Here is a 25,118-nt window from a genome sequence, read left to right on the forward strand (position 1 = left end):
TCCACGGCCTCCGGATCACCAGCGTGGAAGTCGGAGCTCGTACTCGGGATGGAATCGCCGCATATAGCCGGTGTCGTCGCGGCCGCGCAGGCCCGAGTCCAGGTAGCGGCGATGGAGGCGCTCCAGGGCGTCGTGGTCCAGCTCGACGCCGAGGCCGGGACCGGTGGGAACCTCGACCGCGCCGTCCCGCAGCTCCAGCGGGCCGGGGACGATCACGTCGTCCGCGAAATTCCACGGGTAGTGGGTGTCGCAGGAGTGGTCGAGGTTCGGGAGGGTCGCGGCCACGTGGGTCATCGCGGCGAGGCTGATGCCGAGGTGGGAGTTGGAGTGCATCGAGAGACCGATGCCGAACGCCTCGCAGACGGCCGCCAGTTCACGGGTGCGGCGCAGCCCGCCCCAGTAGTGGTGGTCGGTGAGGAGGACCTGGATCGCGTTCTGTTCCACGGCCGGGCGCAGGTGTTCCCAGGCGATCACGCACATGTTGGTGGCCAGCGGCATGGGCGAGGTCTCGGCGACCTCGGCCATACCGGCGATGGTGGGGGTGGGGTCCTCCAAGTACTCGACCACGCCCTCCAGTTCGTGCGCGACGTACCGCGAGGTCTGCACGGTCCAGGCCGTGTTGGGGTCCAGGCGGAGCGGGCTACCGGGGAAGGCCTCGGCGAGGGCCTTCATCGCGGCGATCTCCTCGTCCGGCGGGAAGACTCCGCCCTTCAGCTTGAACGAGTCGAATCCGTACCGCTGTCGCATCACCCTGGCCTGCTCGACGATGCCCGCCGGGTCGAGGGCCTCGCCCCAGCCGTCGCCGATCGCCGGGCGGCCGTCGAGTGCGGGGTGTTCGGCCCATTTGTAGAAGAGGTACGCGGCGAAGGGCACGGAGTCGCGGACCCTGCCGCCCAGCAGATCGCTGACCGGGCGTCCGGTGAGCCTGCCCTGCGCGTCGAGGCAGGCCACCTCTACGGCGGAGGTGATCCAGCCACGCTCGTGGGAGCCGGGCACGGTGGGCAGCAGGGTGGCGTCGATGGCGGCGGCGACGGCCGTGGTGTCGAAGACGTCCATGCCGACGATCACCTTCCCTGCGGCCAGCAGACGTTCGAGCCGGTCGTCGCCGCCGGGGGTCTCGCCCAGGCCCACGGTGCCGTCCTCCAGAACGAGTTGCAGGACACAGCGCAGCGCGAGGGGCTCGTGCACTCCGCTGGAGTTGAGGAGCGGCGGATCGCTGAAGGCGATCGGTGTGACGATGAGCTGACGGATGCGACTGTCGGTCGAGTTCATGTGCGGACTGCCTCCAGGTCGGGGTCGATCGCACTGTGTTCATGTCCGTGAGCTCGCTTCATCAATCTGAATCATGCAACGGGCCCCGGCGCTCACGTACTCGGTGAGTGCCGGGGCCCGTTGAAGAGTCGTCGCGATCCGATGACTTCAGATGACAGCTGACAACCGACAGATGACAACTGACAGATGACAGATTTCAGATTTCAGATTTCAAAAACACCTGTCAGACGTCAAACATCAGACGCCCAACGACAGCCGTCACGAACTGGTGCGCGTCGAGCGTCGACGCCGGGTGACGACGGTGATCGCTCCACCGGCCACGAGCAGAGCCGCGGCGCCGCCCGCGATCGGCAGCGTGTTGCCACCGCCCGTCTCCGCGAGGTCCCCGGGCGGCGTCGACTGGCCACCGTTCGGCGAGGGAGCCGGCGGCGTGGTCGAGTCGGAGGCCGCCGGGATGACCGGCGTCGTCTCCGGGGTCGACGGCTCGTCGGGCGTCGTCGGGGTGGGGCTGCCGGGGGTCTCCGCGGGCGGCGTGGAGGCCGGCGGAGTCGAGGCGGGAGGCGTGGTCTCGGGCGTGCTCGGCGGCTGCGCCGTGCAGTCCTTCTTGCCGCCGTTCCACGCCATGATCAGCTTGTCCTTGATGACCGCGCGGTCCGGCCCCTTGGGCAGGTCGCCGTGCTCGAAGCCGTCGTTGGCGTCGAACTTGCCGTCGAACTTCACGGCGCCGCGGTAGAGGTCGATCTGCGCGTAGCAGCCGGCGTCGGGCACCGCGATGTCGAGGGAGTCGGTCTCGCCCGGCTTGACCTTGACGCTGTCGAAATCGTGGAAGACCTGCTCACCGGAGGTCTTGAAGGTGGCCCCGTGGGTGCGGTACGCCGCGAGGGAAGCGGTGCAGGACCCGGCGTCGCCCGCCGCGCGCACCTTGATGTGCGCCTTGCCGTCTTCGGTGGGCTTCAGGTTCTGGTCGTCGACGCGGACCCAGTCGGCGAAGTTCGTCCCGTCCAGGGAGAACTCGCAGCGATCCGCTGCGGTCACCGTACCGGCGCCCTGGCCTGGCTTGTAGGCGCTGTTGCCGCTGTCCCAGCCGTCTCCGCCGGGGGTACCCGTGGCCCAGGCGCTGGTGGTGGCCGCGGAGAGGGCGAGGGCCGCCGCGCCCGTCCCCAGCAGGCAGCGAAGGGTGACACGTCTCGCTATGGACATGCAGATCCCATCTCGATGATCCAAGACCCGGTCGTCGGCGGCAGGGCAGCACAAAGCAGCCGGGGGCCGCACCGGGGATGAGTGGTCGAAGAACGCTGGGCCCACTGGTCACATGGGCCACAGCTCGACCACATAGTCGATCACTGTGCAGGGGCTGTCAACCTCCTTGAAAACACAATGAGTTCACACGTTGCCACATTTCCGACACATAGGGAATCAGTTGTTCCGCGGCGACTCGACGGCGGCCGGTCCACGGTCGCCCGCGTCGGACCGAGCGCCGAGCGCCGAGCTCCGAGCTCCGACGCCGACGCCGACGCCTTCACCGACGGGGCACGCGATCGACCTGCACCTTCATCGGGAGCACTCAGTTCCCTCGATCATGTGCACTGAGTGCCACACTTCCCGCGCGATGCTAGGTTCCGTCCATGAGCGAGGAACCCCGTGGCGGCGACACCGCAGACACGACGACGGCGAAGCCGCCCATGCGGGACGCGCTGGTCGCGGCGGCCTTCCAGCTGTTCCTGGAGCGCGGGTACGAGCAGACCACGGTTGACGACATCGTCACGCTCGCCGGTGTCGGCCGACGGTCCTTCTTCCGCTACTTCCCGTCCAAGGAGGACGTGGTCTTCCCGGACCACGAGCGCTGCCTGACCGACATGACGGCGTTCCTGGGTGCCGGCACCGGCGAGGAGGAGCCGGTACGCAGGGTGTGCGACGCCGCCCGGCTGGTGCTGCGCATGTACGCCGAGAACCCGACCTTCTCCGTGCAGCGCTACCGCCTCACCAAGAAGGTCCCCGGCCTGCGCGCGTACGAACTGTCGGTCGTCTGGCGTTACGAGCGCGCGCTCGCGGAGTATCTGCGCGGCCGCTTCGCCGGCCGGCCCGACGGCACCCTGCAGGCCGACGTCATCGCCGCGGCGGTGGTCGCCGCGCACAACAACGCCCTGCGCTCCTGGCTACGTTCGGACGGACAGAGCGACCCCGACACCGCGGTGGACCACGCGCTGGGATATGTACAGACCTCGTTCGGCGGCTCCCCCGGAGACGGTGGCGCGCCGGGCGAGGAAGAGGAGGACGTGGTCGTCGTGATCTCCCGGCGCGGGGCACCGATGTGGCGCGTCGTACGGGAGATCGAGTCCGCGTTCGGCCGGGAGTGAGACGCCGAATCACACCCACTTCCTCAGGTGAGGGTACCGAGTGCCTTTACGAGTGGCACTCAGTGCCATACCCTGTGGCTCGTGCGCGGCATTCCGGGCACCTCAGACTCCGGCCCAGTGCAGGGAGATGACATCGTGTACCCCTCAGGAATCGCCCTTCATCCGGGCGTCGGACCCGCGACGGACATACTCGGCAGCGACTCCGCGCCGAACGGGACGTCGTCCTCGGACGCTCTCCTCTTCCAGCGGTGCCGCTGGTGCGGGACGGCGATGTACCACCGCCTTCTCTGCCCGGTCTGCGCGGGCAGCGACCTGCGAACGGAGACGAGCGCGGGAGCCGGCGTCGTGCGCCACTCCACCATCGTCCACCGCAACACCCCGGCGGCTCGTAACGTCTCCCTCATCGAGATGGCGGAGGGGTTCACCGTGCGCGGCCGGGTGATGGGCGCGCCCGCCGACGTCCACAGCGGCGACCGGGTCCAACTCTCCACCGCTCAGGACCCGGTGCGCAGCCAGCCCGTGTTCCAGCTCATCGACGGCCCCTATCGCGGCTGGAGTTGACATGGGCCGGCTGGACGAACCGGCCCGGGCCGCCAGTTCGCCCAGCCACCGGGAGAGAACCCTCAGCCGTACGTGATGTCGGACGTCGCGTACTTGCAGGAGGTGCTGTCGGGGCCGGTCCCGTTCGTGGTCGGTTCGGCCCCCGTGTTGTTGCCGATGTACTTCTGGCAGGGGATGATCTTCTTGCTGGAGTCCCCGACGATCCTGATGGCCTTGAGGGTCGCGCTGTCGCCGTAGTTGGTGTTGATGCCGACGAGCTTGCTTCCCTTGTAGGTGGCCTCGATCCCGTTGAGGTTGATCGCCCGCTTGTACTGCGTCTTGCAATTGCCGCACGAGCGGACGAACGTGCCGAAGGTCTGCACCGCGAAGTTCGAGACGTTCAGCGTTCCGGCGCCGTTGAACTGGAACACCTTGTCACTGACTGCCTTCGCGCCGCCGCCCGACACGGTGTAGACGTTGGACGACGACGAACCCAGGAACGTCGCCGCGTCCTCGCCGACGTCCTCCCACCAGACGTTCTGCAGCGTGCAGCCGCCCAGGCAGTGGATGCCGTCCGCGGCGGGGGCGCCGATGATGACGTTCTTCAGAACGGTGCCGGCGGCCAGCTCCAGGATCGGTCCCTGGTCCTCGTCCTGGCTGCCGGAGCCCAGGTCACCGGTGCCGTAGAGCCGCTTCATCCCGTAGTCCTTGGTACCGGAGACCGAGATGGTGGCGGAGACGGCCTGACTGCCGTTCGCGGTGGGCCAGGTGGCGGCACTCGCAGGAGACAGGCCACCTTCTGCCATGATCATGACAGCCGACAGGCCGACTGCGGCCAGGGAGCCGGTGAGGGCGCGCCGTCGGGCGCGCGGGCGTGCTGACGAGGTCATGTCCCGATTCCTCCTTCTGAACGAACGTGGGGGCGGTCAGAGCTTTCCGGCGCCCGCGCCGGACGTCACCGAGGCGACGACACTCGAGGCGGGCTCGGCGGTGTAGCTGTAGGGCGGGGTGGTGAAGGTGCCCACCTGCGAGATCTCGGTGGCGGCTCCCCCGAGGTCGTTGCCGCGCAGGTTGGCGTATCCGTCGGCGTCGCTGTCACGGTTGGTCGTGACGGCGACCGTCGTGGTGCGGAAGACGTTGTTCTCGACGAGCATCTGGGCGCCCATGCGGGAGTGCACGGCGGTGTCGGCCCCGACGACGTAGTTGTCGTAGAAGTGGCCGGTGCCGAAGCGCAGGCTGGGGATGCGGGAGTTGACGTTGTCGAACCAGTTGTGGTGGTACGTCACCCGCAGATGCCCGGTGTCCTCGCTCGCGTTGTTGTCGCTGTGGCCGACGAGCGAGCCCTTGTAGTGGTCCTTGAAGGTGTTCCAGGACACGGTGACGTGGTCGGAGCCGTGATTGATGTCGAGCAGACCGTCGTAGTAGTCCTTTCCGTGGTCACGGTCGGACGAGAAGGCGTTGTGGTCGATCCACACCTTCGTGGACGCCTGCACGGTGATGCCGTCGGCCGGCTTGAGCGGTTTGCTGATGTTCAGGTTGCGGACGACCACGTTGGTCACCTTCTTCAGCCGCAGTCCGCCGCCGGTGAAGCCGGACGCCGAACCCACGCCGAGAACGGTGCTGTTGGAGCCGATGTCGACCTGGCCGCTGAGCGTGATCAGACCGGTCACGCGCACCACCTTGGCGGCATCGCCGGTGACCGCCGCCTTGAACGCGTCGAGGGTCGAGACCGTGACGGCGGTGGCTCCCCCGCCGCCGGTGGTCCCGGCTCCGAAGCCGACCGGCGAGGTGTCGGCGGCCGAGGCGGACGACGGAAGGACGAGAGCGGTGGTGACGGCCAGTGTGGCGGCGGTGGCCGTGGCCAGGACCAGTCTGCGAGTGCGTGTCCGTGGGGGGCGAGTACGCATGCGGGTGCGTCCCTTCGGGAGTGCCGTAGGTCATGTACGCGAACGATGTACACCATGGCGAACAGCGTGAGGCGCCCACGTCACCTTCTCCGAGAATCGTCAACTCCAGGGAGGGCGCACATTCCCAGGTGATGCGGCTCGGAGATCTGATGTCTCGCATATGAGATGCCATGCGCGGGTCAGGCTGCTGAACGGGAAACGTAAGGGGCAAGCGCTTTCTAGTCAACGCTTCGCGCAGCACACATCCGGCCAACTCGCGCGCCCAGCCCGGTCGGTGGACACAAGGAAGCCGGGCCCGATCCGCGGAGGGATCGGGCCCGGCGAGGTGGTTCGGCCGCGTCGCGACCGGTGGCGCGTCAGCTGAGGCCGAGGTCGGAGAGGGCGGTGGTCCAGTCGTTGATGATGGCGTCCTGGGCGTCGGAGAGCGAGACCGTACCCGCGCAGACGGCCTTCTTGAGCTTGTTCTCGACGGTGTCCTTGTTGGCCGCGGTCTTCGTGCCGTACTGCGGCTCGGGCCAGAGGTTGAGCTCGCTCTTCGGCGCACCGCCGAGCTCCAGGGGCACGAAGTGGTCTTCCTCGTAGTCCGAGGTACTGGTGTCGGTGTAGCCGTACTCGACGATCTGCTTCTTCTTCAGGGCGGTGGTGTACGAGCTGGAGGGCCGTACGGTCGCGGTCCAGCCGGAGACGCAGATCGTGGAGTCGATGGTGGACTGGGTGACGTCCGGGTTGAGGGCGCCGGGCTGGCAGCTGGGGTCCGGCAGGGGAAGGTACGCCTGGCTGCACGTCGCGGCGTGGGCGCTGCCGGTAGCGACGGTGATGCCGGCGGCGGCGAGGGCGAGGGCGGACAGGGAGGTGACGAGGGGGCGGGATATGCGGGACATCGTGGGGGTCTCCCGACGTGGTGCCCGGCAGAAGTTCCGGGCGGTCGTGCGCATGACAGCACCAGAAGCGTCTATGCGGGTAGACCCTTTGACCGGACCGGGAGACCCTTGATTGAAGGTTTGTCGATGACCTGACAGCATCGGATGAAGTCATGGTCTCGGCTTGGTTGTTCAACGCGGTACGGCCGAACGGCGGGCTCCATCACTCCGGACACGTCCCCACCAAGGAGGCGCGTGGCGGCCGGCCTCACACGGTCGGGGCAACGCGCCTCACATTCGAGGGGGCTGTCTCGTCATAGAGGTATGAACTCGAAAATCAGGTACGCCAGTCTCGGCCTCCTGGCCGTGACCGGGCTGTACACAGGCATCTGGGCCTACTGCTCCCCGACGAGCTGGTACGCGAACTTCCCCGGCCTCGGACTGAGCTGGCTGCCCCAGCTGGGCCCGTACAACGAACACCTCGCCAAGGACGCCGGAGCCATGTTCCTGGCCCTGGCCGTGCTGGCCGTCATCGCCCTGCGCGACGTGCACAACACCCGGCTGGTCCAGACGGCAGGTGCCGTGTGGTTGCTCTTCAACGTGCTGCACTTCAGCTACCACGTCCAGCACCTCGACATGTACAACACACGCGACCAGATCCTCAACGTAGTCCTCCTCGCCGCACTCATCCTGCTCGCGGCCCTCCTGCTGCTCCCCGCCCTCCCCGCACGACAGGACCGCACACGATGACCCACAACGGCGACAACGGCGACACGGGCAGCGTGAGCACGAAGGAGGAGCCCGGCATGCGGGTGGCGGTGGCGGGCGGAACCGGACTGGTGGGACGACATGTGGTCGAGGAGCTGACGGCGGCCGGGCACCACCCGGTGGTACTGGCCCGTTCCACGGGTGTGGACCTCGTGACCGGCACCGGACTCGACGGAGCCCTGGCCGGCGTGGACGCGGTCATCGACGTCACGAACGTGACGACCACGAGCGCCAAGAAAGCCATCGCGTTCTTCGACCGCGTCGCCCACACCCTCCAGGACGCCGGTGAACGGGCTGGGGTTCGCCACCACGTCCTGCTGTCGATCGTCGGGATCGACCGGGTCGGCCTCGGCTACTACCAGGGAAAACTGCGCCAGGAAGACGTGCTCAAGAGCGGGCGGACGGCGTGGACGGTGCTGCGCGCCACCCAGTTCCACGAGTTCGCCCAGCAGATCCTCGACCGCGTCCCTGGACCACTCGCGGTGGTACCCCGGATGCGGACCCAGCCCGTCGCCGCCCGCGAGGTCGCCCACCGCCTCGTCCAACTCGTCTCCGCCCCGGCGCAGGGCATGGCCCCCGAACTGGCCGGACCCCGTGTCGAACAGCTCGTCGACATGACAGGCCGACTCCTGCGGGCCCGTCGCCGGCACCGGCTGCTGGTGCCCGTGAAAATGCCCGGCGCCACCGGCACGGCCATGACCGGCGAGGGCCTGCTCCCCGCCGGGCCCGGCCCCCGCGGCAGCCAGACCTTCGACGAATGGCTCACCCTGCACACCGCTCACCACGCCCACCAGGGAGGATGACGGCCCCGTGTCCACACCCCCGGGACCCGCCCAGGACCCCACCCTCGGCACGCTCATGGCCGAACGCCGCCGTCTGCTCAACGTCGGCTACCGCATGCTCGGATCGCTGCAGGACGCCGAGGACGTGGTCCAGGAGACCTACGCCCGCTGGTACAGCCTGCCCGAGGAGGAACAGCAGGCGATCGGCGTACCGTTGGCCTGGCTGACGCGGGTCGCCTCGCGGATCTGCCTCGACCACCTCACCTCGGCCCGCGTCCGGCGCGAGCACTACACCGGTGAGTGGCTGCCCGAGCCCGTCCGGCACAGTGCCACGTGGACCAGCACGGGTGATGAGGGCGGGGCCGATCCGGCCGACCGGATCACCCTCGACGAGTCGGTCAGCATGGGCATGCTGGTGGTCCTGGACTCGTTCACTCCCGCGGAGCGCGTGGCCTTCGTCCTCCACGACATCTTCGGCATGCCGTTCACCGAGATCGCCGACACCGTGGGCCGCACCCCCGCCGCCTGCCGCCGGCTCGCCTCCTCCGCCCGCCGGCGCATCGCCGACCGACGTCCCGGCAGCAGCACCGCGCAAGAGCACCGGCGGATCGTCACCGCGTTCCGCCACGCCTGCCAGACCGGCGACCTCGACACGCTCGTCGCGCTCCTCGACCCCGCCGTCGAGTCTCGCAGCGACGGAGGCGGCAGGGTCCGCGCCGCCCTGCGCCCGGTCATCGGCCGGGACAAGGTCGCCCGCCTCTTCCTCGGCCTCATGCGCAACGAACCCGGAGTCGAACTCGTCGAGGAGGACGTCAACGGCACCCCCGGTGTCAGCGTCCGCATCTCCGGTACCACGATCGCCGTCGTCGCCCTGGACATCCACGACGGTCTGGTCACCGACGTGTGGATGGTCCTCAACCCCGACAAGCTCCATGCCTGGACCGGCTACGAAACCCCCTGAGGAGCGGAGCCGTTGTCCGGCCACCGTACGAGTTACGTCGGACGAGGGGTCGAAGTTCTCCGTGAACTTCCCGCCCGTTCAGGTGAGTTGCCCTCCGGGGCCGTGCTGCGGGTGACACGGACAGGGACACAGAAGGGAGGGGGTGAGGGCCCGGCGGTGGCCGGACCCTCACCCCCTCCTCACATAGTCGGGCCTCACGTGGTCAGGGAGATGCGAATCCCGACCGTGCCGTCCGTGCCCCGCCGCAGACGGCTGCCGAAGAGGGTGAGACGGCCGAGGATGCCGTACTTGCCGGCGATCAGCTGCCGGTAGCGCGCGGAGCCGGCCTGATCGAGGATCTCCGCCGTGGCCGGGACTTGCTCCCCGGTCGGATTGCCCCGCGCGTCGCACGGACCCACCAGGACGTCGGCCCGGTTGCGGATCCGCTTCACCTTCCAGGAGTCCGCGCTGGTCCAGGCGCCGAGCGCCGCACCGTCCCGGACCACCCACACCGGCGTCGCCACCCCCGTACCGTTCTTGCGGTAGCTCGTGATCAGCAGGAACTTGCTTGAAGCGAGCGCGTCCAGTTTCGTCTCGTCCATGCGGGGAGTCTAAGCAGTCACGGCCGGGAGTCCACGCCGTCCGTTCAGGACAGCTGCCCGTTGTAGTCCGGCAGCTTGAACGTGCGCTCGGCGTGGCCGCCGACGAGGTCGGAGTCGTTGTTGCCGACGTTGGCGATGATCGTGTAGCCCCGCGACTCGATCTCCGCGCGCTTGCTGGTCTTGTAGGCGCTGACCTCGTCGAACAGATCGGGCAGGTCGCGCGTGTAGAGACCGGAGACCGGGTAGCCGACGGTCGTCAGGTTCCACTGCGTCAAGGAGGAGATGATGCCCGGGCGTGCGCTGATGAAGAAGATGTCGACACCGCGGGAGCGCGCGTAGCGGGCGAGGTCGAGCGAGGGCTTGACCGCCGGGGTCGGCAGTTCGTACCACGGGTGGAAGTCCGTCTCCAGCGTGGTGTTGTCGATGTCGAAGACGAGGGCCAGCTTCTGCCCGGCGGCGTTCGCGGTGCGCTGCTCGACGTAGGGCCGTGCCTGGTCGATGACCGCCTTGACGTCGCTCTGCCAGGTGGCGTAGTCGACCGCGGCCGTCGTCGCCGTCGCGCTCACCGTCGTCTGGGCCGGAGCCGCGGCGGCGGTCCCCGCAGCGGTGACCGTCCCCCCGATGCCCAGCGCCACGACCGCCGAGACCGCGCCGATCCGGCGCCCCACACCGCGTCCTGTCATGCTCGTCCCCTTTTCACGTCGGAGCGGCGAGGTGCCTCGACCGTCGCCGCTGGACAGATGATCGTGCCTGAGGATGTACAAGAAGGGAAGACGAAGTTACTGATCGGTAGAAGAACTTGTGGCCGCCGTCCTCCGCTCCGGCGCGGGGTGGCACTGAGGGTCATCCCGTGTGAGCCTGGGCTCGCGGGTGGCGGGCCACGATGTCGGCACACGGAGAGAGGTAGCTGGGATGGACGCACCGAACATCGTGATCGTCGGCGGCGGGTTCGCCGGCGTCGAGTGCGCACGCGGACTCGAGCACGCCCTTCAGCCGGGTGACGCCCGGATCACCCTCGTCAGCCCCACCGACTACCAGCTCTATCTGCCGCTGCTGCCGCACGTCGCCGCCGGTGTCGTCACCCCGCAGTCCGTGGCCCCCTCGCTGCGCCGGATCCTGCGCCGTACGACGTTCCTGCCGGGCGGGGTGATCGGCGTGGACCCCGCGTCCAAGAGGTGCGTCGTACGCAAGATCACGGGGGAGTTCGTCGATCTGTCGTACGACTACTTGCTGCTCACGCCGGGCAGCGTGACCCGCACCTTCGACATCCCCGGTCTCCTCGACGAGGCGCGCGGGATGAAGACGCTCGCCCAGGCGGTGTATCTGCGTGACCATGTGATCGCCCAACTCGACCTGGCCGCGGCCACGTCGGACGAGGACGAGCGGGCGGCGCGACTGCAGTTCGTCGTGGTCGGCGGCGGATACGCGGGCGCCGAGACCGCGGCCTGTCTGCAGCGCCTGACCACCGCCGCGTCGAAGCGCTACCACCCTCGCCTGGATCCGGGGCTCATCAAGTGGCACCTGGTGGACGTCGCCCCCAAGCTCCTCCCGGAGCTCGGTGACAAGCTCGGGGCGAGTGCGCTGCGTCTGCTGAGCGAGCGCGGTGTGGAGATCTCGCTCAAGACGACCGTCGCCTCGGTCACGGAAGGCAAGATCACCCTCACGGACGGCCGGGTACTGCCGTCACGGACACTGGTGTGGACGGCCGGTGTCGCGGCGAGCCCACTGGTCGACTCGCTGGGCGCGGAGACCGTACGCGGCCGGGTCCTCGCCGAGACGGACTTCAAGGTGCCGGGCCTGGACGGGGTGTTCGCGCTGGGTGACGCGGCCGCCGTGCCCGACCTGGCCAGGGCCGACGGTTCCTACTGTCCGCCGACCGCCCAGCACGCCGCCCGGCAGGGCCGGCACGCGGCGAAGAACCTGGCGGCGCTGCTGCGGGGGCAGCCCATGACACCGTACAAGCACAAGGACCTCGGCCTGGTCGTCGACCTCGGCGGCCACGACGCGGTGTCCAAGCCGCTCGGTATCGCCCTCAAGGGCGTGTCCGCGCAGGTCGTGGCCCGTGGATACCACCTGTACGCGCTGCGCACGGGTACGGCCCGGTTCCGTACGGCCGCCAACTGGTTCCTCAACGCGGTCGCGGGCGACGACTTCGTGCGCACCGGCTTCCTCGCCGACCGGAAGGGGACCCTGCGGGAATTCGAGCACACCGACAACTACCTGACGCCGGAGGAGGTCGCCGCCCGCCTGAGCCGTTAGGGCCGCTCCGGCGGATCACGCCGCAGACGCGGGGCTGTTCAGGAGGGCGAGGTAGCGGCGGGCGAAGAGGTAGGCGTCGCCCGGCCAGCGGGCCGAGAGGTAGCGGCCGTCCTCGACGACGAAGGCGTCCGTGTCGTCGGTGGCGGTGCCGCGCCGGGTCAGGGTGCGGGGGCCGCGTACGAACTGCGTTCCCGGGTCGGCGAGGGCCGCCCTGACCTCGTCCTCGACGTAGGCGGGATAGGTGCGGTAGTAGCGGCCGAGGCGCCAGGCGGTGGTGAAGTAGGCCGTGCGTTCCATGTATTTGGGCAGGCAGGTCGTGCGCCGGTCTGCCAGGACGCCCCGGCCGGTGGTGAGGTCGCGGGCGCGGGCGAGCACCAGGACGCCGTGGCAGATCGCGCCGACGGGCCGCCCGAGGGCCCAGAAGCGGGCGATCTGCTGGTGAAGCGCCGTCGAGCCGAGGTACTGCCGCATGCCGGGTGCGTGCCCGCCGGGCAGCAACAGGCCGTCGTACCGCTCGACGTCGGCCTCGGTCCAGGAGACGGTGGAGGTGAACTCCGGTGACTTCGTGAGCTGCTCGTAGAACCGATGGGGTTCCTCGGCGGCGCCCAGTTGTCCGAAAAGCACCCCTCTCAGCAGCCGTGGGTCCGCCGCCGGCCGGGTGCCCGCGCGCTCGGTGGCGAGCACCACTTCGTGCCCCGCATCGGTGAGGATCCGCCAGGGAACGGCCACTTCGGTGACGTCGAAGTCGCGGTCGGGGACCGGCATCAGCACGCGCATGCGCCCATCATGGCAGGCCTCGGGGTTGCCGATGGCGCGGCCGGCAGGAGAGTGACAACTCCCCTTTTCCGATGGCTTGTTGACGCCTACATTGCCCGTTGACAGATCATCACAGGAAATGCCCAGGAGCTGATTCCGTGCCCGAGAACCCGGCCGCCTCGGAACTCCCCGCCGAGGGGGTGCTCAGCCGGATCATCACGACCCGCCCGCACACGGCCCGGATCTGGAACTACTGGCTCGGCGGCGGCGACTACTACGAGGTCGACCGGGCGGCCGGAGAGCGGATCCGCCAACTGCACCCGGGGATCGGCGACTACGCGCGGGCGGACCGGCTGTTCCTGGGACGCGCCGTACGCCATCTGGTCACCGCGTGCGGAATACGCCAGTTCCTCGACATAGGCACCGGCCTGCCGACCGCGGACAACACGCACGAGGTGGCGCAGCGGCTCGCACCGGACGCCCGGATCGTCTACGTCGACAACGACCCGCTGGTCCTCACGCACGCCCGCGCCCTGCTCACCAGTGCCCCCGAGGGCCGCACCGACCATCTCGACGAGGACCTCCGCAATGTGGACGCCATCCTCGAACGCGCCGCGAGGACACTGGACCTGAGCGAGCCGGTCGGGCTGATGCTGCTCGGCGTCGTCATCTTCATCGCCGACGACGCGGAGGCGTACGACATCGTGCGCCGGCTGCTGGACGGGCTGCCCTCGGGGAGCCATCTGGTCCTCTCGCACACGATCACCAGCCCGGTGATGCCTGACGTGGACGCCGCCGTCTCCTACTGGAACCAGCACGGCACGCCCTGGATCACCCAGCGCACTCCCGAGGCGGTCGCCCGGTTCTTCGACGGTCTCGATCTCCTGGAGCCAGGTGTCGTCTCCTGTTCGCGCTGGCGTCCGCAGCCGACGGACGGGGACGAACCGGTGGAAGTGGCCATGTTCGGCGGGGTGGGCCGCAAACCCTGAACCGGAGAGCGGCCGGGGGTGAACGCGAGGGCACGGGCGCACGTATGGAAGGAGGGCTCACGACCGGAGCCCCGGCGGCGTCGACGCCGCACCGTACGGCTTCGGGAGCCCATGCATGAGGCACGCACGACGACGGATCGTCCGACGAGGGACGCGACTCGCGGCCGTCGGCGGGGTCCTCTGCGGAGGGTTGATGGTGACGCACGCCATGGCGAGCGAGCCGTCCGCCGCGTCACGTGCCCCCCAGAGCGCCACCCTGGCCGCCGCGGGCAAGGGCGCGGGTCTGGTGTCGACCCTCGGCACCTCGCGTACGGCGGGCAGTTGGATCGCCGCCGACGGACACCCCGTGGTCGCGGTGACCGACTCGGCCGCGGCGGCCGAGGTGAAGAAGGCGGGTGCCCGGCCCAAGGTCGTGAGTCACAGCATGGAGGACCTCAAGTCCGTGACGAAGGCGCTGAAGGCGGCGCCACGAGTCGCGGGCACCGCCTGGGCCATGGACTACGTCCACAACGAGGTGGTGGTGCAGGCCGACCGCACCGTGTCCGCCTCCGACTGGTCCCAAATGAAGAAGCTCGCCGCGAGCATGGGCAGTTCGGTCCGCATGGAGCGGACCGAGGGCACGTTCACCACGCGGCTCAACGCCGCCCTGCCGATGTTCTCGACCGGCGGGCGGTGTTCGGCGGGCTACAACGTGACCAACGGGCGCAACGAGTTCATCCTGACGGCCGGGCACTGCGGGCCGGCCGGGTCCGTCTGGTTCGGGGACAACCAGGGCGCCAAGCAGTTGGGGCAGACGGTCACCACGGCGTTCCCCGGCAGCGACTTCTCCCTCATCCAGTACAACAACGGCCAGAACGACACCGGGAACAACGTCGTGTCGATCGGGGGCGGCAAGGGCGTCCAGATCATCGGCACCGCCGATCCGACGGTCGGCCAGCGGGTCTTCCGCAGCGGCAGCACCAGTGGACTCCACGACGGTGAGGTGAAGGCGCTCAACGCGACGGTCAACTACCCCGAGGGCACCGTGACCGGTCTGATCGAGACCAACGTGTGCGCCGAACCGGGCGACAGCGGCGGTCCGTTGTTCTCGGAGGGCATCGCGCTCGGCGTGACCTCGGGGGGCAACGGGGACTGCACCGCGGGCGGTACGACGTTCTTCCAGCCGATCACCAAAGCACTCACGGCGCTCGGGGTGAAACTGACCGGACCGGGTGCGGCCGCCCAGGGCGCGGCGGGAGCCACCGCCCAGTCCTCCCCCGCCCCCGCGTCCTCGCAGGGCGCGGCCGTCGTGCCGGGATCCGCCGCGCCCGGCTCGGTCCAGGCGGTCGGGTCGGGCGCCTCCGAGCCGCTCCTCACCCGCCTCACGGACCCGCAGAACATCGGTCCGGGGCTGCTGGTCATCGCCGGCAGCATCATCGCGCTGGTCGCCACGCGGTACATCCGTACGGAACAGGATCGCAACCGCTACCGGCGGCAGTACTCGCAGAGTTGGGGCTGAGGCGGGGCCGAACGAGCAGAGTTGGGGCTGAGGCCGGGCCGAACGAGGGGACGGGGCGGAGACTCGCAGTCAGGAGTCACGCCCCGTTCGTCACGGGACCGCGGGGCGGCCGAGCGGGCTCACGCCGCCTGAGTGGGCGACTGGGGGGCGGCTTCCGCCCACTCCAGGACGAGCCGCTGGTACTCCCGCCGCTCCTCCATGCTCAGCGTCCCACCGGCCCGGAACCACAGGGCCCGGATCTCCTCGTTGACATCGGCGGCGGACCGCACGGAGTCGGTTTCAGGAGTGGTGGACATGGTGTGAAGCATACGGGCCTTGGCGTGAAGGCGCTGTGAGTAAAGGTGCGCCTTACGACAATACGGACCGTGAACCTGATCACTCGTCCGACGTGGGATCACCCTCCGCACCTGCTCACCGTCTCTCCCGCGTCCCCAGCACCAGCACCTGAATGGCCAGCACCGCGGCCCCGCGCGACCAGTCGTGGAAGTCGGAGACCTTCGTCTCCATATTGACCGGATCGGCCTGCGGGTGCCGGTGTGTGAGGATCGTCTCCTCGACAACCGGGCCCGCCACGTCGACGAGTCCGACACCCTCTCCGGCGAGCAGGATCTTCTGCGGCATGGCGAAGTTGGCGATCTGTGCGACGAGGGTGCCGAGCGCGCGGGCCGCCTCGTCGAGGACGCGGGCCGGCAGCGGGTCACCCGCCGCGGCACGGGCGAGGATCTCCTCATAGGTCAGGTCCTCACCGGTGGCGGCACTGACCTGGTAGCGGATGCTGGGGATGGTCAGCAGGGAGATGGCGCTGCCGCGTTCCCCTTCGGGGGTGAGGGGGCCGTACGGGTTCACGATCCAGCGGCGGCCCACGCCCCGCCCGTCCTCGACGGAGGCGACCCGGCTGCCGCCGAGGACGAGGCCGTAGCCGATCCCGGCGCCGATGGTGAGGACCACGAAGCGGTCGAGTCCACGGCCGGCGCCGAACCAGGTCTCGGCCTCCACGAGAGCGGCGACGTCGTTCTCGACGACCACCGGCAACCCGGTGCGCGATGCGACGAGTTCGGCCAGCGGGACGTCCGTCCAGCCGAGGAAGGCCGACTCGGCGACGACCGATCGTTTCTCGACACGGCCGCCGACCCCGATGCCGATGCCGGCCGGCGCGGGAAAGGACCGGGTGAGTTCCTCGGTCATCTCCGCCAGCAGGTCGGCGACTTCGGCCGGGGTGTGGGTGGTGAGCGGGCGGTCGTGACGCGCCACGATGTCGCTGCGCAGGGTGGTGACGACGCCGTAGACCATGTCTTCGGTGATCTTGAATCCGATGAAGGAACGGGACTCGGCGACGATGTCCAGGGGCTGCGAGGGACGCCCCTGCCGTACCTCGGCGCTCTCCCCCTCCCCCGACTCGGCGGCCTCGATCAGCAGGCCGGACTCGATCAGCGGTTTGGTCAGCCGGGTGAGACTGCCCGCCGACAGGTTCAGGCGGCGCGCGATCTCGCTGCGCGACAGCGGCCCGTGCACGAGCACCTCGATCGCCACCGCACGCTCACCCGGACTCAGCGGCAGCCAGCCGGCGGCGGCACGTGTGGTCATGAGGGTGGGACTCCCACAAGGTTTTATTTTGCCTCGGAATTAATGACATCACTCTATGGCGCGACAGTTCGCCGGAAAAGATGCGTACTGGACTCTTGACGCCTTGATTGTTCCGCATCAAAAGTAAATGAGTCCAGGACGAGCCCGACCCGTGAAGTCTCCACCAGTGAAGGATGTTGCTCAGATGACGTTCTCTCTCGGCATCGTCGGCGCCGGCCAGTTCTCCGGCCAGTTCGCGAAGCTGTTCCTCGCCCACCCAGGCGTCGCCGATGTCCACGTCACCGATCTGCTCCCCGAACGGGCGGAGGAACTGGCGTCCGCCGAAGGGCTGTCGGGCACCTTCCCCTCGTACGAGGCGATGCTGGAGTCGCAGGCGGTGGACGCCGTCGCGATCTTCACCCAGCGCTGGACCCACGGGCCGCTGGTGCTCCAGGGACTCCGGGCGGGCAAGCATGTCTACTCCGCGGTGCCGATGGCCATCACCCGGGACGAGATCGCCGCGATCATCGACGAGGTACGGGCGACCGGACTGACGTACATGATGGGCGAGACCAGCCAGTACAACCCGGCGACGGTCCACGCCCGCAACCAGATCGCCGAGGGCGCCTTCGGGCGGCTGTTCTACGCCGAGGGCGACTACGTCCACGACATGGATCTCGGGTTCTACGAGGCGTACCAGTACAGCGGCGGCGAGAACTGGAAGGCGACCGCCAGCTATCCGCCGCTCCTGTACCCGACGCACTCGGTGGGCGGGGTGCTCGGCGCCTGGCGGACGCACGCGGTGAGTGTGTCGGCGATCGGGGTGCGCGACGAGCGCGGGGACGGGGTGTTCGACAAGGAGGTCAGCCAGTTCGGCAACGACTTCTCCAACGCGACGGCGCTGTTCGAGGTGGCGGGCGGCGGCTCGTTCCGCACGAACGAGTTCCGGCGGGTCGGATATCCCTCGCACATCCGGGAGTCCCGCTTCCGGTTCTTCGGGACCGACGCCAGCATGGAGCAGCTCGCCACGGTGAGCTGCTGGCAGGACAAGAAGGGGGTGCGGGACATCACGGAGCTGCTCGAGCCGAAGCCGACGCTGGCGCCGGACGATCCCTCGCTCCAGCACATCGCGCCGGCGCTGCGGGCCGCGTTCACGTCCGGGTCGGCGCCCGTGCACGACCGGGCGCGGCTCCCCCGGGAGTTCGACCACCTGCACAACGGTCACGAGGGCAGCCACCACTTCCTGGTGGACGACTTCGTGACCGCGGTCAACACCCGGACGCTGCCGTCGGTGAACGCGTGGGTCGCGGCCCGCTACACCCTGCCGGGCATCGTCGCGCACGAGTCCGCGCGGCAGGGCGGGGTCAGGCTGGAGATCCCGGACTTCGGGGACGCGCCCGAGGCGTGATGACGTCCCCGGGCGGGGCCGGGTGCCGTCAGGTGCCCGGCTTGCGGCCGTACACGAAGACGTCGTCGCCGTTCTTCAGCAGCGACCAGTACTTCTTGGCGGTCGTCGTGGTCATGTTGACGCAGCCGTGCGAGCCGGGCGGGTTCCACATGCTCAGGCCGACCGAGTGGAAGGCCTGGCCGCCGTCGAAGAACTGGCTGTAGGGCATGGGCACGTTGTAGATGTTCGAGACGTGGTCGATGTCCCGCCAGTAGATCTTCTTCAGACCGGTGCGGGTCTCGTACCCGTCGCGTCCCGTGCGGACCGGCACCGGACCGTAGACGAGCCTGCTGCCGTCCTGGATCCAGCTGAGCTGGAGGGTCAGGTTGACGCAGGCGATGCGGCCCTTGTTGACGGGGCACTTGCCGTCCTTGTTGGGCTTGTTGCCGACGGCCTTCTGCTTGTTCATCAGGTCCATCACGCCCCAGGTGACGGACCCGGCGTAGCCCGCGTTCGGGGTGATGCCGTGCTTGGTCTGGAAGGCCTGGATCGCCTTGCAGTCGGCGGTGGACTGCCGGCCGTCGACCGGTCGGCCGAGGAACTTCTCCACCTGCTTCTGGTACGGGCCGGTCTGTGTCGTACAGCTCGCGGCCTGCGCGGGCGCCGTGCCCAGCGCGAGCGTCAGCGGCGCCACCAGTCCGGTGATCCCCAGAGCGACGGCTCCCCGTCTGCGTATGTCCCCCATGTCAGGCCCTTCTGTCTGCGTTTTCCGGGTGTTTCCCTCGTTCTCCGCCTGCTAGACCCGCGTGGGGGCGCAGGCGTTGTACGGCTGTCCGGTCTGCGACGAAACGGTGACATCGGGAGCAGTCCAGTTACCCCGGATTGGACCAGGCTCCGGGTGCGCCGCCCGATCTACGCTGCCGCCATGCACCGCACACTCGCGAACGATCTCTCCCGGCTTCCCGAGCTCCTGCAGTCCGCCCGTGACTTCGCCGCCGGGGAGGTGGACGGACTCGACGGGCGTCCCGTCGCTCACCCCGGAAAGGTGCCCGACCCCGAGCCCCTGCCCGCCGAGGGGCACGGCGCGCAGGGGGCGCTGAGCCGGTTCGCCGAGCGCTGGGCGCCCGGATTCTCCGGTTCCGCGGGGCCCCGCTACCTCGGCTTCGTCACCGGCGGCGCGACGCCCGCCTCGCTCACCGGGGACTGGCTGACCGGTGCGTACGACCAGAACGTGTCCGGCGGCGGCGGATCGTCGGCGAGCGCGCTGGAGCAAGAGACGGTGGGCTGGCTGCGCGAGCTGTTCGGACTGGGCGAGGCACACAGCGGGGCGTTCGTGACCGGCGCGAGCGTCTCGAACACGGTCGGTCTGGCGATCGCGCGGGAGTGGCTCGGCGAGCGGCTGGGCGTGTCCGTGTCACGGGAGGGCGCCGCCGCGCTCGGACCGGTCGACGTGCTGTCCGGCTCCCCCCACTCCAGTGTCACCAAGGCGCTGTCCGTGCTCGGCATCGGCCGGGACCGGCTGCGCACGGTGCCGGTGCTGCCCGGGAACCGTGAGGCCGTCGACGTCGAGCGGCTGGCCGCCGCCCTCGAGGCGCTCGACGGGCGCCCGGCGGTCGTCGTGGCGAACGCCGGAACCGTGAACACCGTCGACTTCGACGATCTGCGGGCCATCGTCGCGCTCAAGGAGCGGTACGACTTCTGGCTGCACGTGGACGCGGCGTTCGGTGGCTTCGCCGCGCTGTCACCGTCGTACGCGCATCTCGTCGACGGGCTCGACGCGGCCGACTCCGTCTGTGTCGACCTGCACAAGTGGCTCAACGTCCCTTACGACGCGGCCGTGCAGTTCACGCGCCGCCGGGATCTCCAGGTCCGGGTCTTCCACAACGAGTCCCCGTACCTGGGCCTGCCGACCGGCGACCCCGACTTCCTGCACCTCACACCGGAGAACTCGCGTCGGCTGCGGGCGCTTCCGGCGTGGTTCTCGCTGATGGCGTACGGACGCGAGGGGCATCGCGAGATCGTCGAGCGGAACATCGCGCTCGCCCGGCTGCTGGGCGAACGCATCACGGACGTACCGGAGTTGCGGCTCCTGGCGCCCGTCCGGCTCAACGTCGTCTGCTTCACCCTCGCGGACGACCCCACGCCGGAGCGGGTGCACGCGCTGGCGGCGGCGGTCGCGGCCTCGGGCGAGGCCTACGTGACGCCGACCGTGTACGCGGGGACTCAGGGACTGCGGGCCGCCTTCAGCAACTGGCGTACGACGAAGGCCGACACCGAGAGGGTGTTCTCCGTCCTGCGGTCGGCCGCTCTCACGGCCTCACCGCGCTACGGAAACCCGTGTTGACCGCGGTGAGGCCGCCGTCCACGCACAGCGTGGTCCCGGTGATCCATGCCGCGTCCCGGGAGGCGAGGAAGGCGACGGCGGCCGCGATGTCGTCCGGTTCACCGACCCGTCCGAGCGGATAGATCCCCGACGCCTGGGCGAGATCGCCGTCGCGGCCCTCCCACGCCGGGGTGCGGACCGTGCCCGGTGCGACCAGGTTGACCCGCACACCACGGGACGCCGCGTGCCCCGCGAGGGTGCGGGTGAGGGACATGAGGCCCGCCTTGGCCGCGCTGTAGGCATGGTTGCCGAAGTCCTGGATGCCGTTCACCGAACCGATGTTGACGATGGCGCCCCGGCCCGAGGCCACCAGGTGCGGGAGGGTCGCGCGGCTGCAGCGGTATGCGCCGGTCAGGGTGAGGTCGAGGTCACGGGCCCACACCTCGTCCGGCTCGTTCTCGAAGAGCGGGGCGTCGGGAGAGCACCCGTACGCGTTGTTGACCAGGACGTCGAGCGAGCCGAAGGAGTCCACGGCGTACGCGACGGCCGTCTCCACCGCCGCCCGGTCCCCCACGTCACACGCCAACTCCTCGGCCTGCGCCCCCAGTTCACGGATCGAGGCGGCCGTCTTCTCCGCCTCGGCCCGGTCGACGTCCGTGACGAGCACCCGGGCGCCCTCCTCGGCCAGCCGGCGGGCGGTGGCCGCGCCGATGCCGCGGGCCGCGCCCGTGATCAGAACTCCGTATCCTTCAAAGCGCCTCATGACGGATACCGTGCGCCCATGTCCGCGTTCATACAACAACTTCCGGCACTGATCGGCGTGGTCATCGGTGCCCTCGGCTCGTATCTGGCGATCGTGCGAGGCGATCGGGCCCGCTTCCGTCGGGAGCAGACGGCCCGCTGGGAGGAACGGCGGCTCGCGGTGTACGCCGACTACGCGCGGTCGCTCAAGAAGAGCGTCACTCTGACCTACCGGGTGGCGTCCTACCTGGGCAACGACCCGCACCCGCACCCCTTGTCCCCGCAGGAGGCCGAGCCGCTGCTGGCCGAGGCCACCCTCGCGCGGGATCCGTCCGGGGAGACGCTGATCCTCCTGGGCAGTCCGGAGGTGGTGGAGCGGGCCCGGACGTGGGTGGTCAGGGTGATGGAGATGGAGCAGTTCCTGCGCGACGGGACGCGTGACCCGCAGGCATGGCAGACCCTGTTGGAGCGCCAGCGTGCCGGGCGCGAGGGCTACTACGCGGCCGTGCGGAACGATCTGACGCTGCCCCCGGGCCACTCCGCGCGCTGGCCGCTGGTGCCGGTGCGCCCCACCTGAGTTCACCGGTACCCCGTCGCGTCCGCCGGCCCGCCCACGTCCTGGACCTCGACGAGATAACGCCAGGCGTCGGGCCTGCTGCCGTCGCGGTCGGTGAAGCCGTACTCCTGGGCGAGCTGCCCGCTGGAGAGCGAGCGGCCGTTCCAGCGCGCGACGTCCGGGTCGGCGGCCAGCGCGGCCACGGCGCGGCCGACGTAGAAGGGCGTCTCGGAGATGGCGAAGTGCGGGACGCGCTCGAGGGCGTCCCGCCAGTTCTCCTCGCGGACGTCGAAGGTGTCGAGCATCATCTCCGAGCGCAGCCAGCCGGGGGTGAGCGCGAGGGCGGTGGCACCGCGCGGGCCGAGTTCGTGGCCGAGGGAGAACGCCATGCGCAGGACGGACGCCTTGGCGAGGTCGTAGAAGAAGGAGACCCGGTAGGTGTCCCGGTTGTACTCGGCGGTGCCGTCCGTCATCTCGACGACAAGGCCGCCGGGGGTGCGCAGCAGCAGGGGCAGTGCGTGGTGGCTGGTGATCGCGTGCGTCTCGACGGCCCGGCGCAGCAGCCCGAGGCCCTGGTCGAGGTCGGTCTCCCAGAGCGGGGTGTCCCACTCGAAGTGTTTCTCGCCGCCCCAGACGTCGTTGACGAGGACGTCGAGGCGGCCCTGGTCGTCCGCGATGCGGGCGATCAGGGCCGCGACCTCAGCGGGGACCAGATGGTCGGTGGGCACCGCGATGCCGACGCCTCCGGCCGCGGTGACCAGGTCCGCCGTGTCCTCGATCGTCTCGGGGCGGTCGTACTCGGAGCGCCGTTCGCGCGTGCTGCGTCCGGTGACGTAGACGGTGGCGCCGGCCGCGCCGAGCTCCACCGCGATTCCCCGGCCGGCTCCTCGGGTCGCTCCCGCGACCAGCGCGACCCTGCCGTCCAACGGCCCTGGCATGTCCGACCTCCGTGCTCGTGGCGATCACGGGCTGCCTTCGCCCGTCTGTCCCCACGAGCGTCCCTCGGAAGCCGGACATCTCCTGTCGTGATTCGCTGGTGTGTCGCGACGGGCCCGCCCGGTCAGTGACCGCGCTTGATCCACTCCTCCAGATGCGGGGCCTCGGCACCGATCGTGGTCGAGTCCCCGTGCCCGGTGCGGACGACCGTGTCGGCCGGGAGGGTGAGCAGGCGCTCGCGGATCGACTCGACGATCGTCGGGAAGTGGGAGAAGGAGCGCCCGGTGGCTCCGGGCCCGCCCTGGAAGAGCGTGTCACCGGTGAAGACGGTGCCCAGGCCCGGGTCGTGGAGGCAGACCGCGCCCGGGGCGTGGCCGGGTGTGTGCAGGACGGTCAGGTCCGCGCCGGCCGCCTCGATCACCTGCCCGTCCTGCAGCCAGGCGTCGGGGAGCCGGTCGGGGTGGGTCTGCTTCCACAGCTGCAGATCGTCGGGGTGCAGCCAGATGGTGGCGCCGGTGCGCTCGGCGAGGGCGGGCGCGGCGTCGATGTGGTCGTTGTGGGCGTGGGTGCACACGATGGCCAGCAGCCGCCGGTCGCCCACCGCCGCGGCGATGGCGTCGGCGTCGTGTGCGGCGTCGATGACGATCGCCTCGTGGTCGTCGCCGACGATCCACACGTTGTTCTCGACGTCCCAGGTGCCGCCGTCGAGCGAGAACGTGCCCGAGGTGACAAGGTGCTCGATCCTGGCGCTCATCACAGCACCACCACCGAACGCAGCACGTCACCGTGGTGCATCCGCTCGAAGGCGGCCTCGATCCCGTCGAGGGCGATCGTCTCGCTCACGAACGCGTCCAGGTCCAGCCGCCCCTGGAGGTGCAGGTCGATGAGCATCGGGAAGTCGCGCGAGGGCAGGCAGTCGCCGTACCAGGACGACTTGAGGGCGCCACCGCGTCCGAAGACGTCGAGGAGCGGCAGTTCGAGCTTCATCTCGGGGGTGGGCACGCCGACGAGGACGACCGTGCCGGCGAGGTCGCGGGCGTAGAAGGCCTGCTGGTACGTCTCCGGGCGGCCGACCGCGTCGATGACGACGTCGGCCCCGAAGCCGCCGGTGAGTCCCTGGATCGCCTCGACGGGGTCGGCCGAGGTGGAGTTGACGGTGTGGGTCGCGCCGAGCTTCGAGGCGGTGGTGAGCTTCCGGTCGTCGATGTCGACGGCGATGATCTTCGCGGCGCCGGCCAGCCGGGCTCCGGCGATCGCGGCGTTGCCGACGCCACCGCAGCCGATGACGGCGACGGAGTCCCCGCGGCCGACGTTGCCGGTGTTGATGGCGGCGCCGATGCCCGCCATCACCCCGCAGCCGAGCAGACCGGCGACCGCCGGGGAGACCGCGGGGTCGACCTTGGTGCACTGTCCGGCGGCGACCAGGGTCTTGTCCGCGAAGGCGCCGATGCCCAGGGCCGGGGACAGTTCGGTGCCGTCCTTGAGCGTCATCTTCTGCTTGGCGTTGTGCGTGTTGAAGCAGTACCAGGGCCGCCCGCGCAGACAGGCCCGGCACTGCCCGCACACCGCACGCCAGTTGAGGACGACGAAGTCGCCGGGAGCCACGTCCGTGACGTCGTCGCCGACCGACTCCACGATCCCGGCCGCCTCGTGGCCGAGCAGGAAGGGGAAGTCGTCGTTGATGCCGCCCTGCTTGTAGTGCAGGTCGGTGTGGCAGACCCCGCACGCCTGGATCTTCACCACGGCCTCTCCCGGCCCCGGATCCGGCACGACGATGGTCTCGACCCGCACCGGTTCGTTCTTGCCCGGGGCGATCACGCCACGTACTTCCTGCGCCATGGTGGTGAACCCTTCCGTAGATCGACGTTCGTCAACCGACCCTACGGTGTGACCCGCCGGTAACCTGACGGTAGAACGCCAGGTGACGGGCGGCGGACCCGAAGACCTCACGCAGGACGGGCAGATCACGGACGACCGGCTGGACGCCGAGTCCGGCGGCCCGGGCCTCCCGCCTCGTCCGGTAGTCGAAGAGGGTCTCGCCGCCCGCGATCACCAGCCGCACATCGGGACGCGCGGCGCGCG

Annotated in this window: 27 protein-coding genes; 11 read left to right on the forward strand and 16 right to left on the reverse strand. The window is 69.8% G+C overall.

Annotated elements, in window-relative coordinates:
- Positions 1 to 15 precede the first annotated feature (15 nt).
- A complete protein-coding gene (locus ACZ7M2_RS22015; protein WP_471596680.1) occupies positions 16 to 1,272 on the reverse strand; it encodes a glucarate dehydratase family protein in 1,257 nt (418 codons plus the stop codon).
- 258 nt (positions 1,273 to 1,530) lie between these two features.
- Positions 1,531 to 2,472 carry an LAETG motif-containing sortase-dependent surface protein gene (locus tag ACZ7M2_RS22020; RefSeq protein WP_471596681.1) on the reverse strand — a complete coding sequence of 314 codons (942 nt, stop codon included), beginning with the start codon at positions 2,470 to 2,472 and terminating at the stop codon, positions 1,531 to 1,533.
- Positions 2,473 to 2,954: 482 nt separating this feature from the next.
- Between ACZ7M2_RS22020 and ACZ7M2_RS22025 the strand changes: the two genes are divergently transcribed.
- Entirely contained in the window at positions 2,955 to 3,629 is a 675-nt protein-coding gene (locus ACZ7M2_RS22025) for a TetR family transcriptional regulator (protein WP_471597009.1), read from the forward strand.
- A gap of 132 nt (positions 3,630 to 3,761) precedes the next feature.
- The gene (locus ACZ7M2_RS22030; RefSeq protein ID WP_107096582.1) at positions 3,762 to 4,190 is read left to right on the forward strand and encodes a Zn-ribbon domain-containing OB-fold protein; all 429 of its coding nucleotides are present in this window, start codon (positions 3,762 to 3,764) and stop codon (positions 4,188 to 4,190) included.
- A gap of 62 nt (positions 4,191 to 4,252) precedes the next feature.
- On the opposite strand, the gene ACZ7M2_RS22035 is transcribed toward ACZ7M2_RS22030, so the two are convergent.
- From ACZ7M2_RS22035 to ACZ7M2_RS22045, 3 genes are all read right to left on the reverse strand, one after another.
- Positions 4,253 to 5,059, reverse strand: a complete 807-nt coding sequence (locus tag ACZ7M2_RS22035; RefSeq protein ID WP_471596682.1) for a pectate lyase — start codon at positions 5,057 to 5,059, stop codon at positions 4,253 to 4,255.
- 36 nt (positions 5,060 to 5,095) lie between these two features.
- Positions 5,096 to 6,076: a pectate lyase family protein gene (locus tag ACZ7M2_RS22040; RefSeq protein ID WP_471596683.1), complete on the reverse strand. Its 981-nt coding sequence runs from the start codon at positions 6,074 to 6,076 to the stop codon at positions 5,096 to 5,098.
- 356 nt (positions 6,077 to 6,432) lie between these two features.
- Positions 6,433 to 6,957 (reverse strand): hypothetical protein, encoded by a 525-nt coding sequence (locus tag ACZ7M2_RS22045; protein WP_403704365.1) that lies wholly within the window; start codon positions 6,955 to 6,957, stop codon positions 6,433 to 6,435.
- A 303-nt stretch (positions 6,958 to 7,260) separates the two neighbouring features.
- On the opposite strand from ACZ7M2_RS22045, the gene ACZ7M2_RS22050 reads away from it, so the two are divergent.
- From ACZ7M2_RS22050 to sigJ, 3 genes are read left to right on the forward strand one after another with little or no spacing between them, the layout of a single operon-like run.
- Positions 7,261 to 7,686 carry a hypothetical protein gene (locus ACZ7M2_RS22050; RefSeq protein WP_471596684.1) on the forward strand — a complete coding sequence of 142 codons (426 nt, stop codon included), beginning with the start codon at positions 7,261 to 7,263 and terminating at the stop codon, positions 7,684 to 7,686.
- Positions 7,683 to 8,507 (forward strand): SDR family oxidoreductase, encoded by an 825-nt coding sequence (locus tag ACZ7M2_RS22055; RefSeq protein ID WP_471596685.1) that lies wholly within the window; start codon positions 7,683 to 7,685, stop codon positions 8,505 to 8,507. The genes ACZ7M2_RS22050 and ACZ7M2_RS22055 overlap by 4 nt, the downstream gene beginning before the upstream one ends.
- A 7-nt stretch (positions 8,508 to 8,514) precedes the next feature.
- Positions 8,515 to 9,447, forward strand: a complete 933-nt coding sequence (gene sigJ, locus ACZ7M2_RS22060; RefSeq protein WP_471596686.1) for an RNA polymerase sigma factor SigJ — start codon at positions 8,515 to 8,517, stop codon at positions 9,445 to 9,447.
- Positions 9,448 to 9,641: 194 nt separating this feature from the next.
- Here the strand turns inward: sigJ and ACZ7M2_RS22065 are convergent, their stop codons facing one another.
- Positions 9,642 to 10,028 carry a PPOX class F420-dependent oxidoreductase gene (locus ACZ7M2_RS22065; protein WP_471596687.1) on the reverse strand — a complete coding sequence of 129 codons (387 nt, stop codon included), beginning with the start codon at positions 10,026 to 10,028 and terminating at the stop codon, positions 9,642 to 9,644.
- Positions 10,029 to 10,072: 44 nt separating this feature from the next.
- Positions 10,073 to 10,711 (reverse strand): HAD family acid phosphatase, encoded by a 639-nt coding sequence (locus ACZ7M2_RS22070; RefSeq protein WP_403704356.1) that lies wholly within the window; start codon positions 10,709 to 10,711, stop codon positions 10,073 to 10,075.
- 229 nt (positions 10,712 to 10,940) lie between these two features.
- Here ACZ7M2_RS22070 and ACZ7M2_RS22075 point away from each other — a divergent pair, with 229 nt between their 5' ends.
- Positions 10,941 to 12,287, forward strand: coding sequence for an NAD(P)/FAD-dependent oxidoreductase (locus tag ACZ7M2_RS22075; protein ID WP_471596688.1), 1,347 nt, complete (start codon positions 10,941 to 10,943; stop codon positions 12,285 to 12,287).
- Positions 12,288 to 12,302: 15 nt separating this feature from the next.
- Here ACZ7M2_RS22075 and ACZ7M2_RS22080 read toward each other — a convergent pair whose 3' ends face one another.
- Entirely contained in the window at positions 12,303 to 13,064 is a 762-nt protein-coding gene (locus ACZ7M2_RS22080; RefSeq protein WP_471596689.1) for a type 1 glutamine amidotransferase domain-containing protein, read from the reverse strand.
- A gap of 137 nt (positions 13,065 to 13,201) precedes the next feature.
- Between ACZ7M2_RS22080 and ACZ7M2_RS22085 the strand changes: the two genes are divergently transcribed.
- Positions 13,202 to 14,032 (forward strand): SAM-dependent methyltransferase, encoded by an 831-nt coding sequence (locus tag ACZ7M2_RS22085; RefSeq protein WP_471596690.1) that lies wholly within the window; start codon positions 13,202 to 13,204, stop codon positions 14,030 to 14,032.
- A 115-nt stretch (positions 14,033 to 14,147) separates the two neighbouring features.
- Entirely contained in the window at positions 14,148 to 15,530 is a 1,383-nt protein-coding gene (locus ACZ7M2_RS22090) for a S1 family peptidase (RefSeq protein ID WP_352045204.1), read from the forward strand.
- 119 nt (positions 15,531 to 15,649) lie between these two features.
- On the opposite strand, the gene ACZ7M2_RS22095 is transcribed toward ACZ7M2_RS22090, so the two are convergent.
- Together ACZ7M2_RS22095 and ACZ7M2_RS22100 are read right to left on the reverse strand one after the other, a co-directional pair.
- Positions 15,650 to 15,838 (reverse strand): hypothetical protein, encoded by a 189-nt coding sequence (locus ACZ7M2_RS22095; protein WP_060896602.1) that lies wholly within the window; start codon positions 15,836 to 15,838, stop codon positions 15,650 to 15,652.
- Positions 15,839 to 15,941: 103 nt separating this feature from the next.
- Complete coding sequence (locus ACZ7M2_RS22100) at positions 15,942 to 17,114, reverse strand: ROK family protein (RefSeq protein WP_471596691.1); 1,173 nt, start codon at positions 17,112 to 17,114, stop codon at positions 15,942 to 15,944.
- Between the two features lie 184 nt (positions 17,115 to 17,298).
- Here ACZ7M2_RS22100 and ACZ7M2_RS22105 point away from each other — a divergent pair, with 184 nt between their 5' ends.
- The gene (locus tag ACZ7M2_RS22105; protein WP_471596692.1) at positions 17,299 to 18,501 is read left to right on the forward strand and encodes a Gfo/Idh/MocA family protein; all 1,203 of its coding nucleotides are present in this window, start codon (positions 17,299 to 17,301) and stop codon (positions 18,499 to 18,501) included.
- Between the two features lie 28 nt (positions 18,502 to 18,529).
- Here ACZ7M2_RS22105 and ACZ7M2_RS22110 read toward each other — a convergent pair whose 3' ends face one another.
- The gene (locus ACZ7M2_RS22110; protein WP_075028209.1) at positions 18,530 to 19,225 is read right to left on the reverse strand and encodes a L,D-transpeptidase family protein; all 696 of its coding nucleotides are present in this window, start codon (positions 19,223 to 19,225) and stop codon (positions 18,530 to 18,532) included.
- Positions 19,226 to 19,405: 180 nt separating this feature from the next.
- On the opposite strand from ACZ7M2_RS22110, the gene ACZ7M2_RS22115 reads away from it, so the two are divergent.
- The gene (locus tag ACZ7M2_RS22115; RefSeq protein WP_471596693.1) at positions 19,406 to 20,824 is read left to right on the forward strand and encodes a pyridoxal phosphate-dependent decarboxylase family protein; all 1,419 of its coding nucleotides are present in this window, start codon (positions 19,406 to 19,408) and stop codon (positions 20,822 to 20,824) included.
- Here the strand turns inward: ACZ7M2_RS22115 and ACZ7M2_RS22120 are convergent.
- Entirely contained in the window at positions 20,790 to 21,566 is a 777-nt protein-coding gene (locus tag ACZ7M2_RS22120; RefSeq protein WP_471596694.1) for an SDR family NAD(P)-dependent oxidoreductase, read from the reverse strand. The two genes, ACZ7M2_RS22115 and ACZ7M2_RS22120, sit on opposite strands and share 35 nt — an antisense overlap.
- An 18-nt stretch (positions 21,567 to 21,584) precedes the next feature.
- Here ACZ7M2_RS22120 and ACZ7M2_RS22125 point away from each other — a divergent pair, with 18 nt between their 5' ends.
- Entirely contained in the window at positions 21,585 to 22,121 is a 537-nt protein-coding gene (locus ACZ7M2_RS22125) for a hypothetical protein (protein WP_471596695.1), read from the forward strand.
- A 2-nt stretch (positions 22,122 to 22,123) separates the two neighbouring features.
- Here ACZ7M2_RS22125 and ACZ7M2_RS22130 read toward each other — a convergent pair whose 3' ends face one another.
- The 4 genes from ACZ7M2_RS22130 to ACZ7M2_RS22145 all read right to left on the reverse strand — a co-directional run bounded on the left by ACZ7M2_RS22130 (position 22,124) and on the right by ACZ7M2_RS22145 (position 25,098).
- On the reverse strand, positions 22,124 to 23,038 hold the full coding sequence (locus ACZ7M2_RS22130; RefSeq protein WP_471596696.1) for an SDR family oxidoreductase: 915 nt from the start codon (positions 23,036 to 23,038) through the stop codon (positions 22,124 to 22,126).
- A gap of 122 nt (positions 23,039 to 23,160) precedes the next feature.
- Positions 23,161 to 23,790 (reverse strand): MBL fold metallo-hydrolase, encoded by a 630-nt coding sequence (locus ACZ7M2_RS22135; protein WP_352045196.1) that lies wholly within the window; start codon positions 23,788 to 23,790, stop codon positions 23,161 to 23,163.
- Entirely contained in the window at positions 23,790 to 24,875 is a 1,086-nt protein-coding gene (locus ACZ7M2_RS22140) for an S-(hydroxymethyl)mycothiol dehydrogenase (protein ID WP_352045195.1), read from the reverse strand. The genes ACZ7M2_RS22135 and ACZ7M2_RS22140 overlap by 1 nt, the downstream gene beginning before the upstream one ends.
- 31 nt (positions 24,876 to 24,906) lie before the next feature.
- A complete protein-coding gene (locus ACZ7M2_RS22145) occupies positions 24,907 to 25,098 on the reverse strand; it encodes a hypothetical protein (protein ID WP_471596697.1) in 192 nt (63 codons plus the stop codon).
- Positions 25,099 to 25,118: the final 20 nt, after the last annotated feature.

The sequence above is a fragment of the Streptomyces sp. NPDC111507 genome (genome assembly GCF_055638955.1).

Excerpts from the sequence above, each read along its gene's own strand:
- ACZ7M2_RS22015 (WP_471596680.1), bottom strand. The coding sequence starts at position 1,272 with ATGAACTCGACCGACAGTCGCATCCGTCAGCTCATCGTCACACCGATC.
- ACZ7M2_RS22020 (WP_471596681.1), bottom strand. The coding sequence starts at position 2,472 with ATGTCCATAGCGAGACGTGTCACCCTTCGCTGCCTGCTGGGGACGGGC.
- ACZ7M2_RS22025 (WP_471597009.1), top strand. The coding sequence starts at position 2,955 with ATGCGGGACGCGCTGGTCGCGGCGGCCTTCCAGCTGTTCCTGGAGCGC.
- ACZ7M2_RS22035 (WP_471596682.1), bottom strand. The coding sequence starts at position 5,059 with ATGACCTCGTCAGCACGCCCGCGCGCCCGACGGCGCGCCCTCACCGGC.
- ACZ7M2_RS22040 (WP_471596683.1), bottom strand. The coding sequence starts at position 6,076 with ATGCGTACTCGCCCCCCACGGACACGCACTCGCAGACTGGTCCTGGCC.
- ACZ7M2_RS22045 (WP_403704365.1), bottom strand. The coding sequence starts at position 6,957 with ATGTCCCGCATATCCCGCCCCCTCGTCACCTCCCTGTCCGCCCTCGCC.
- ACZ7M2_RS22050 (WP_471596684.1), top strand. The coding sequence starts at position 7,261 with ATGAACTCGAAAATCAGGTACGCCAGTCTCGGCCTCCTGGCCGTGACC.
- ACZ7M2_RS22055 (WP_471596685.1), top strand. The coding sequence starts at position 7,683 with ATGACCCACAACGGCGACAACGGCGACACGGGCAGCGTGAGCACGAAG.
- ACZ7M2_RS22065 (WP_471596687.1), bottom strand. The coding sequence starts at position 10,028 with ATGGACGAGACGAAACTGGACGCGCTCGCTTCAAGCAAGTTCCTGCTG.
- ACZ7M2_RS22070 (WP_403704356.1), bottom strand. The coding sequence starts at position 10,711 with ATGACAGGACGCGGTGTGGGGCGCCGGATCGGCGCGGTCTCGGCGGTC.
- ACZ7M2_RS22075 (WP_471596688.1), top strand. The coding sequence starts at position 10,941 with ATGGACGCACCGAACATCGTGATCGTCGGCGGCGGGTTCGCCGGCGTC.
- ACZ7M2_RS22080 (WP_471596689.1), bottom strand. The coding sequence starts at position 13,064 with ATGCGCGTGCTGATGCCGGTCCCCGACCGCGACTTCGACGTCACCGAA.
- ACZ7M2_RS22090 (WP_352045204.1), top strand. The coding sequence starts at position 14,148 with ATGAGGCACGCACGACGACGGATCGTCCGACGAGGGACGCGACTCGCG.
- ACZ7M2_RS22095 (WP_060896602.1), bottom strand. The coding sequence starts at position 15,838 with ATGCTTCACACCATGTCCACCACTCCTGAAACCGACTCCGTGCGGTCC.
- ACZ7M2_RS22100 (WP_471596691.1), bottom strand. The coding sequence starts at position 17,114 with ATGACCACACGTGCCGCCGCCGGCTGGCTGCCGCTGAGTCCGGGTGAG.
- ACZ7M2_RS22105 (WP_471596692.1), top strand. The coding sequence starts at position 17,299 with ATGACGTTCTCTCTCGGCATCGTCGGCGCCGGCCAGTTCTCCGGCCAG.
- ACZ7M2_RS22110 (WP_075028209.1), bottom strand. The coding sequence starts at position 19,225 with ATGGGGGACATACGCAGACGGGGAGCCGTCGCTCTGGGGATCACCGGA.
- ACZ7M2_RS22115 (WP_471596693.1), top strand. The coding sequence starts at position 19,406 with ATGCACCGCACACTCGCGAACGATCTCTCCCGGCTTCCCGAGCTCCTG.
- ACZ7M2_RS22120 (WP_471596694.1), bottom strand. The coding sequence starts at position 21,566 with ATGAGGCGCTTTGAAGGATACGGAGTTCTGATCACGGGCGCGGCCCGC.
- ACZ7M2_RS22125 (WP_471596695.1), top strand. The coding sequence starts at position 21,585 with ATGTCCGCGTTCATACAACAACTTCCGGCACTGATCGGCGTGGTCATC.
- ACZ7M2_RS22130 (WP_471596696.1), bottom strand. The coding sequence starts at position 23,038 with ATGCCAGGGCCGTTGGACGGCAGGGTCGCGCTGGTCGCGGGAGCGACC.
- ACZ7M2_RS22135 (WP_352045196.1), bottom strand. The coding sequence starts at position 23,790 with ATGAGCGCCAGGATCGAGCACCTTGTCACCTCGGGCACGTTCTCGCTC.
- ACZ7M2_RS22140 (WP_352045195.1), bottom strand. The coding sequence starts at position 24,875 with ATGGCGCAGGAAGTACGTGGCGTGATCGCCCCGGGCAAGAACGAACCG.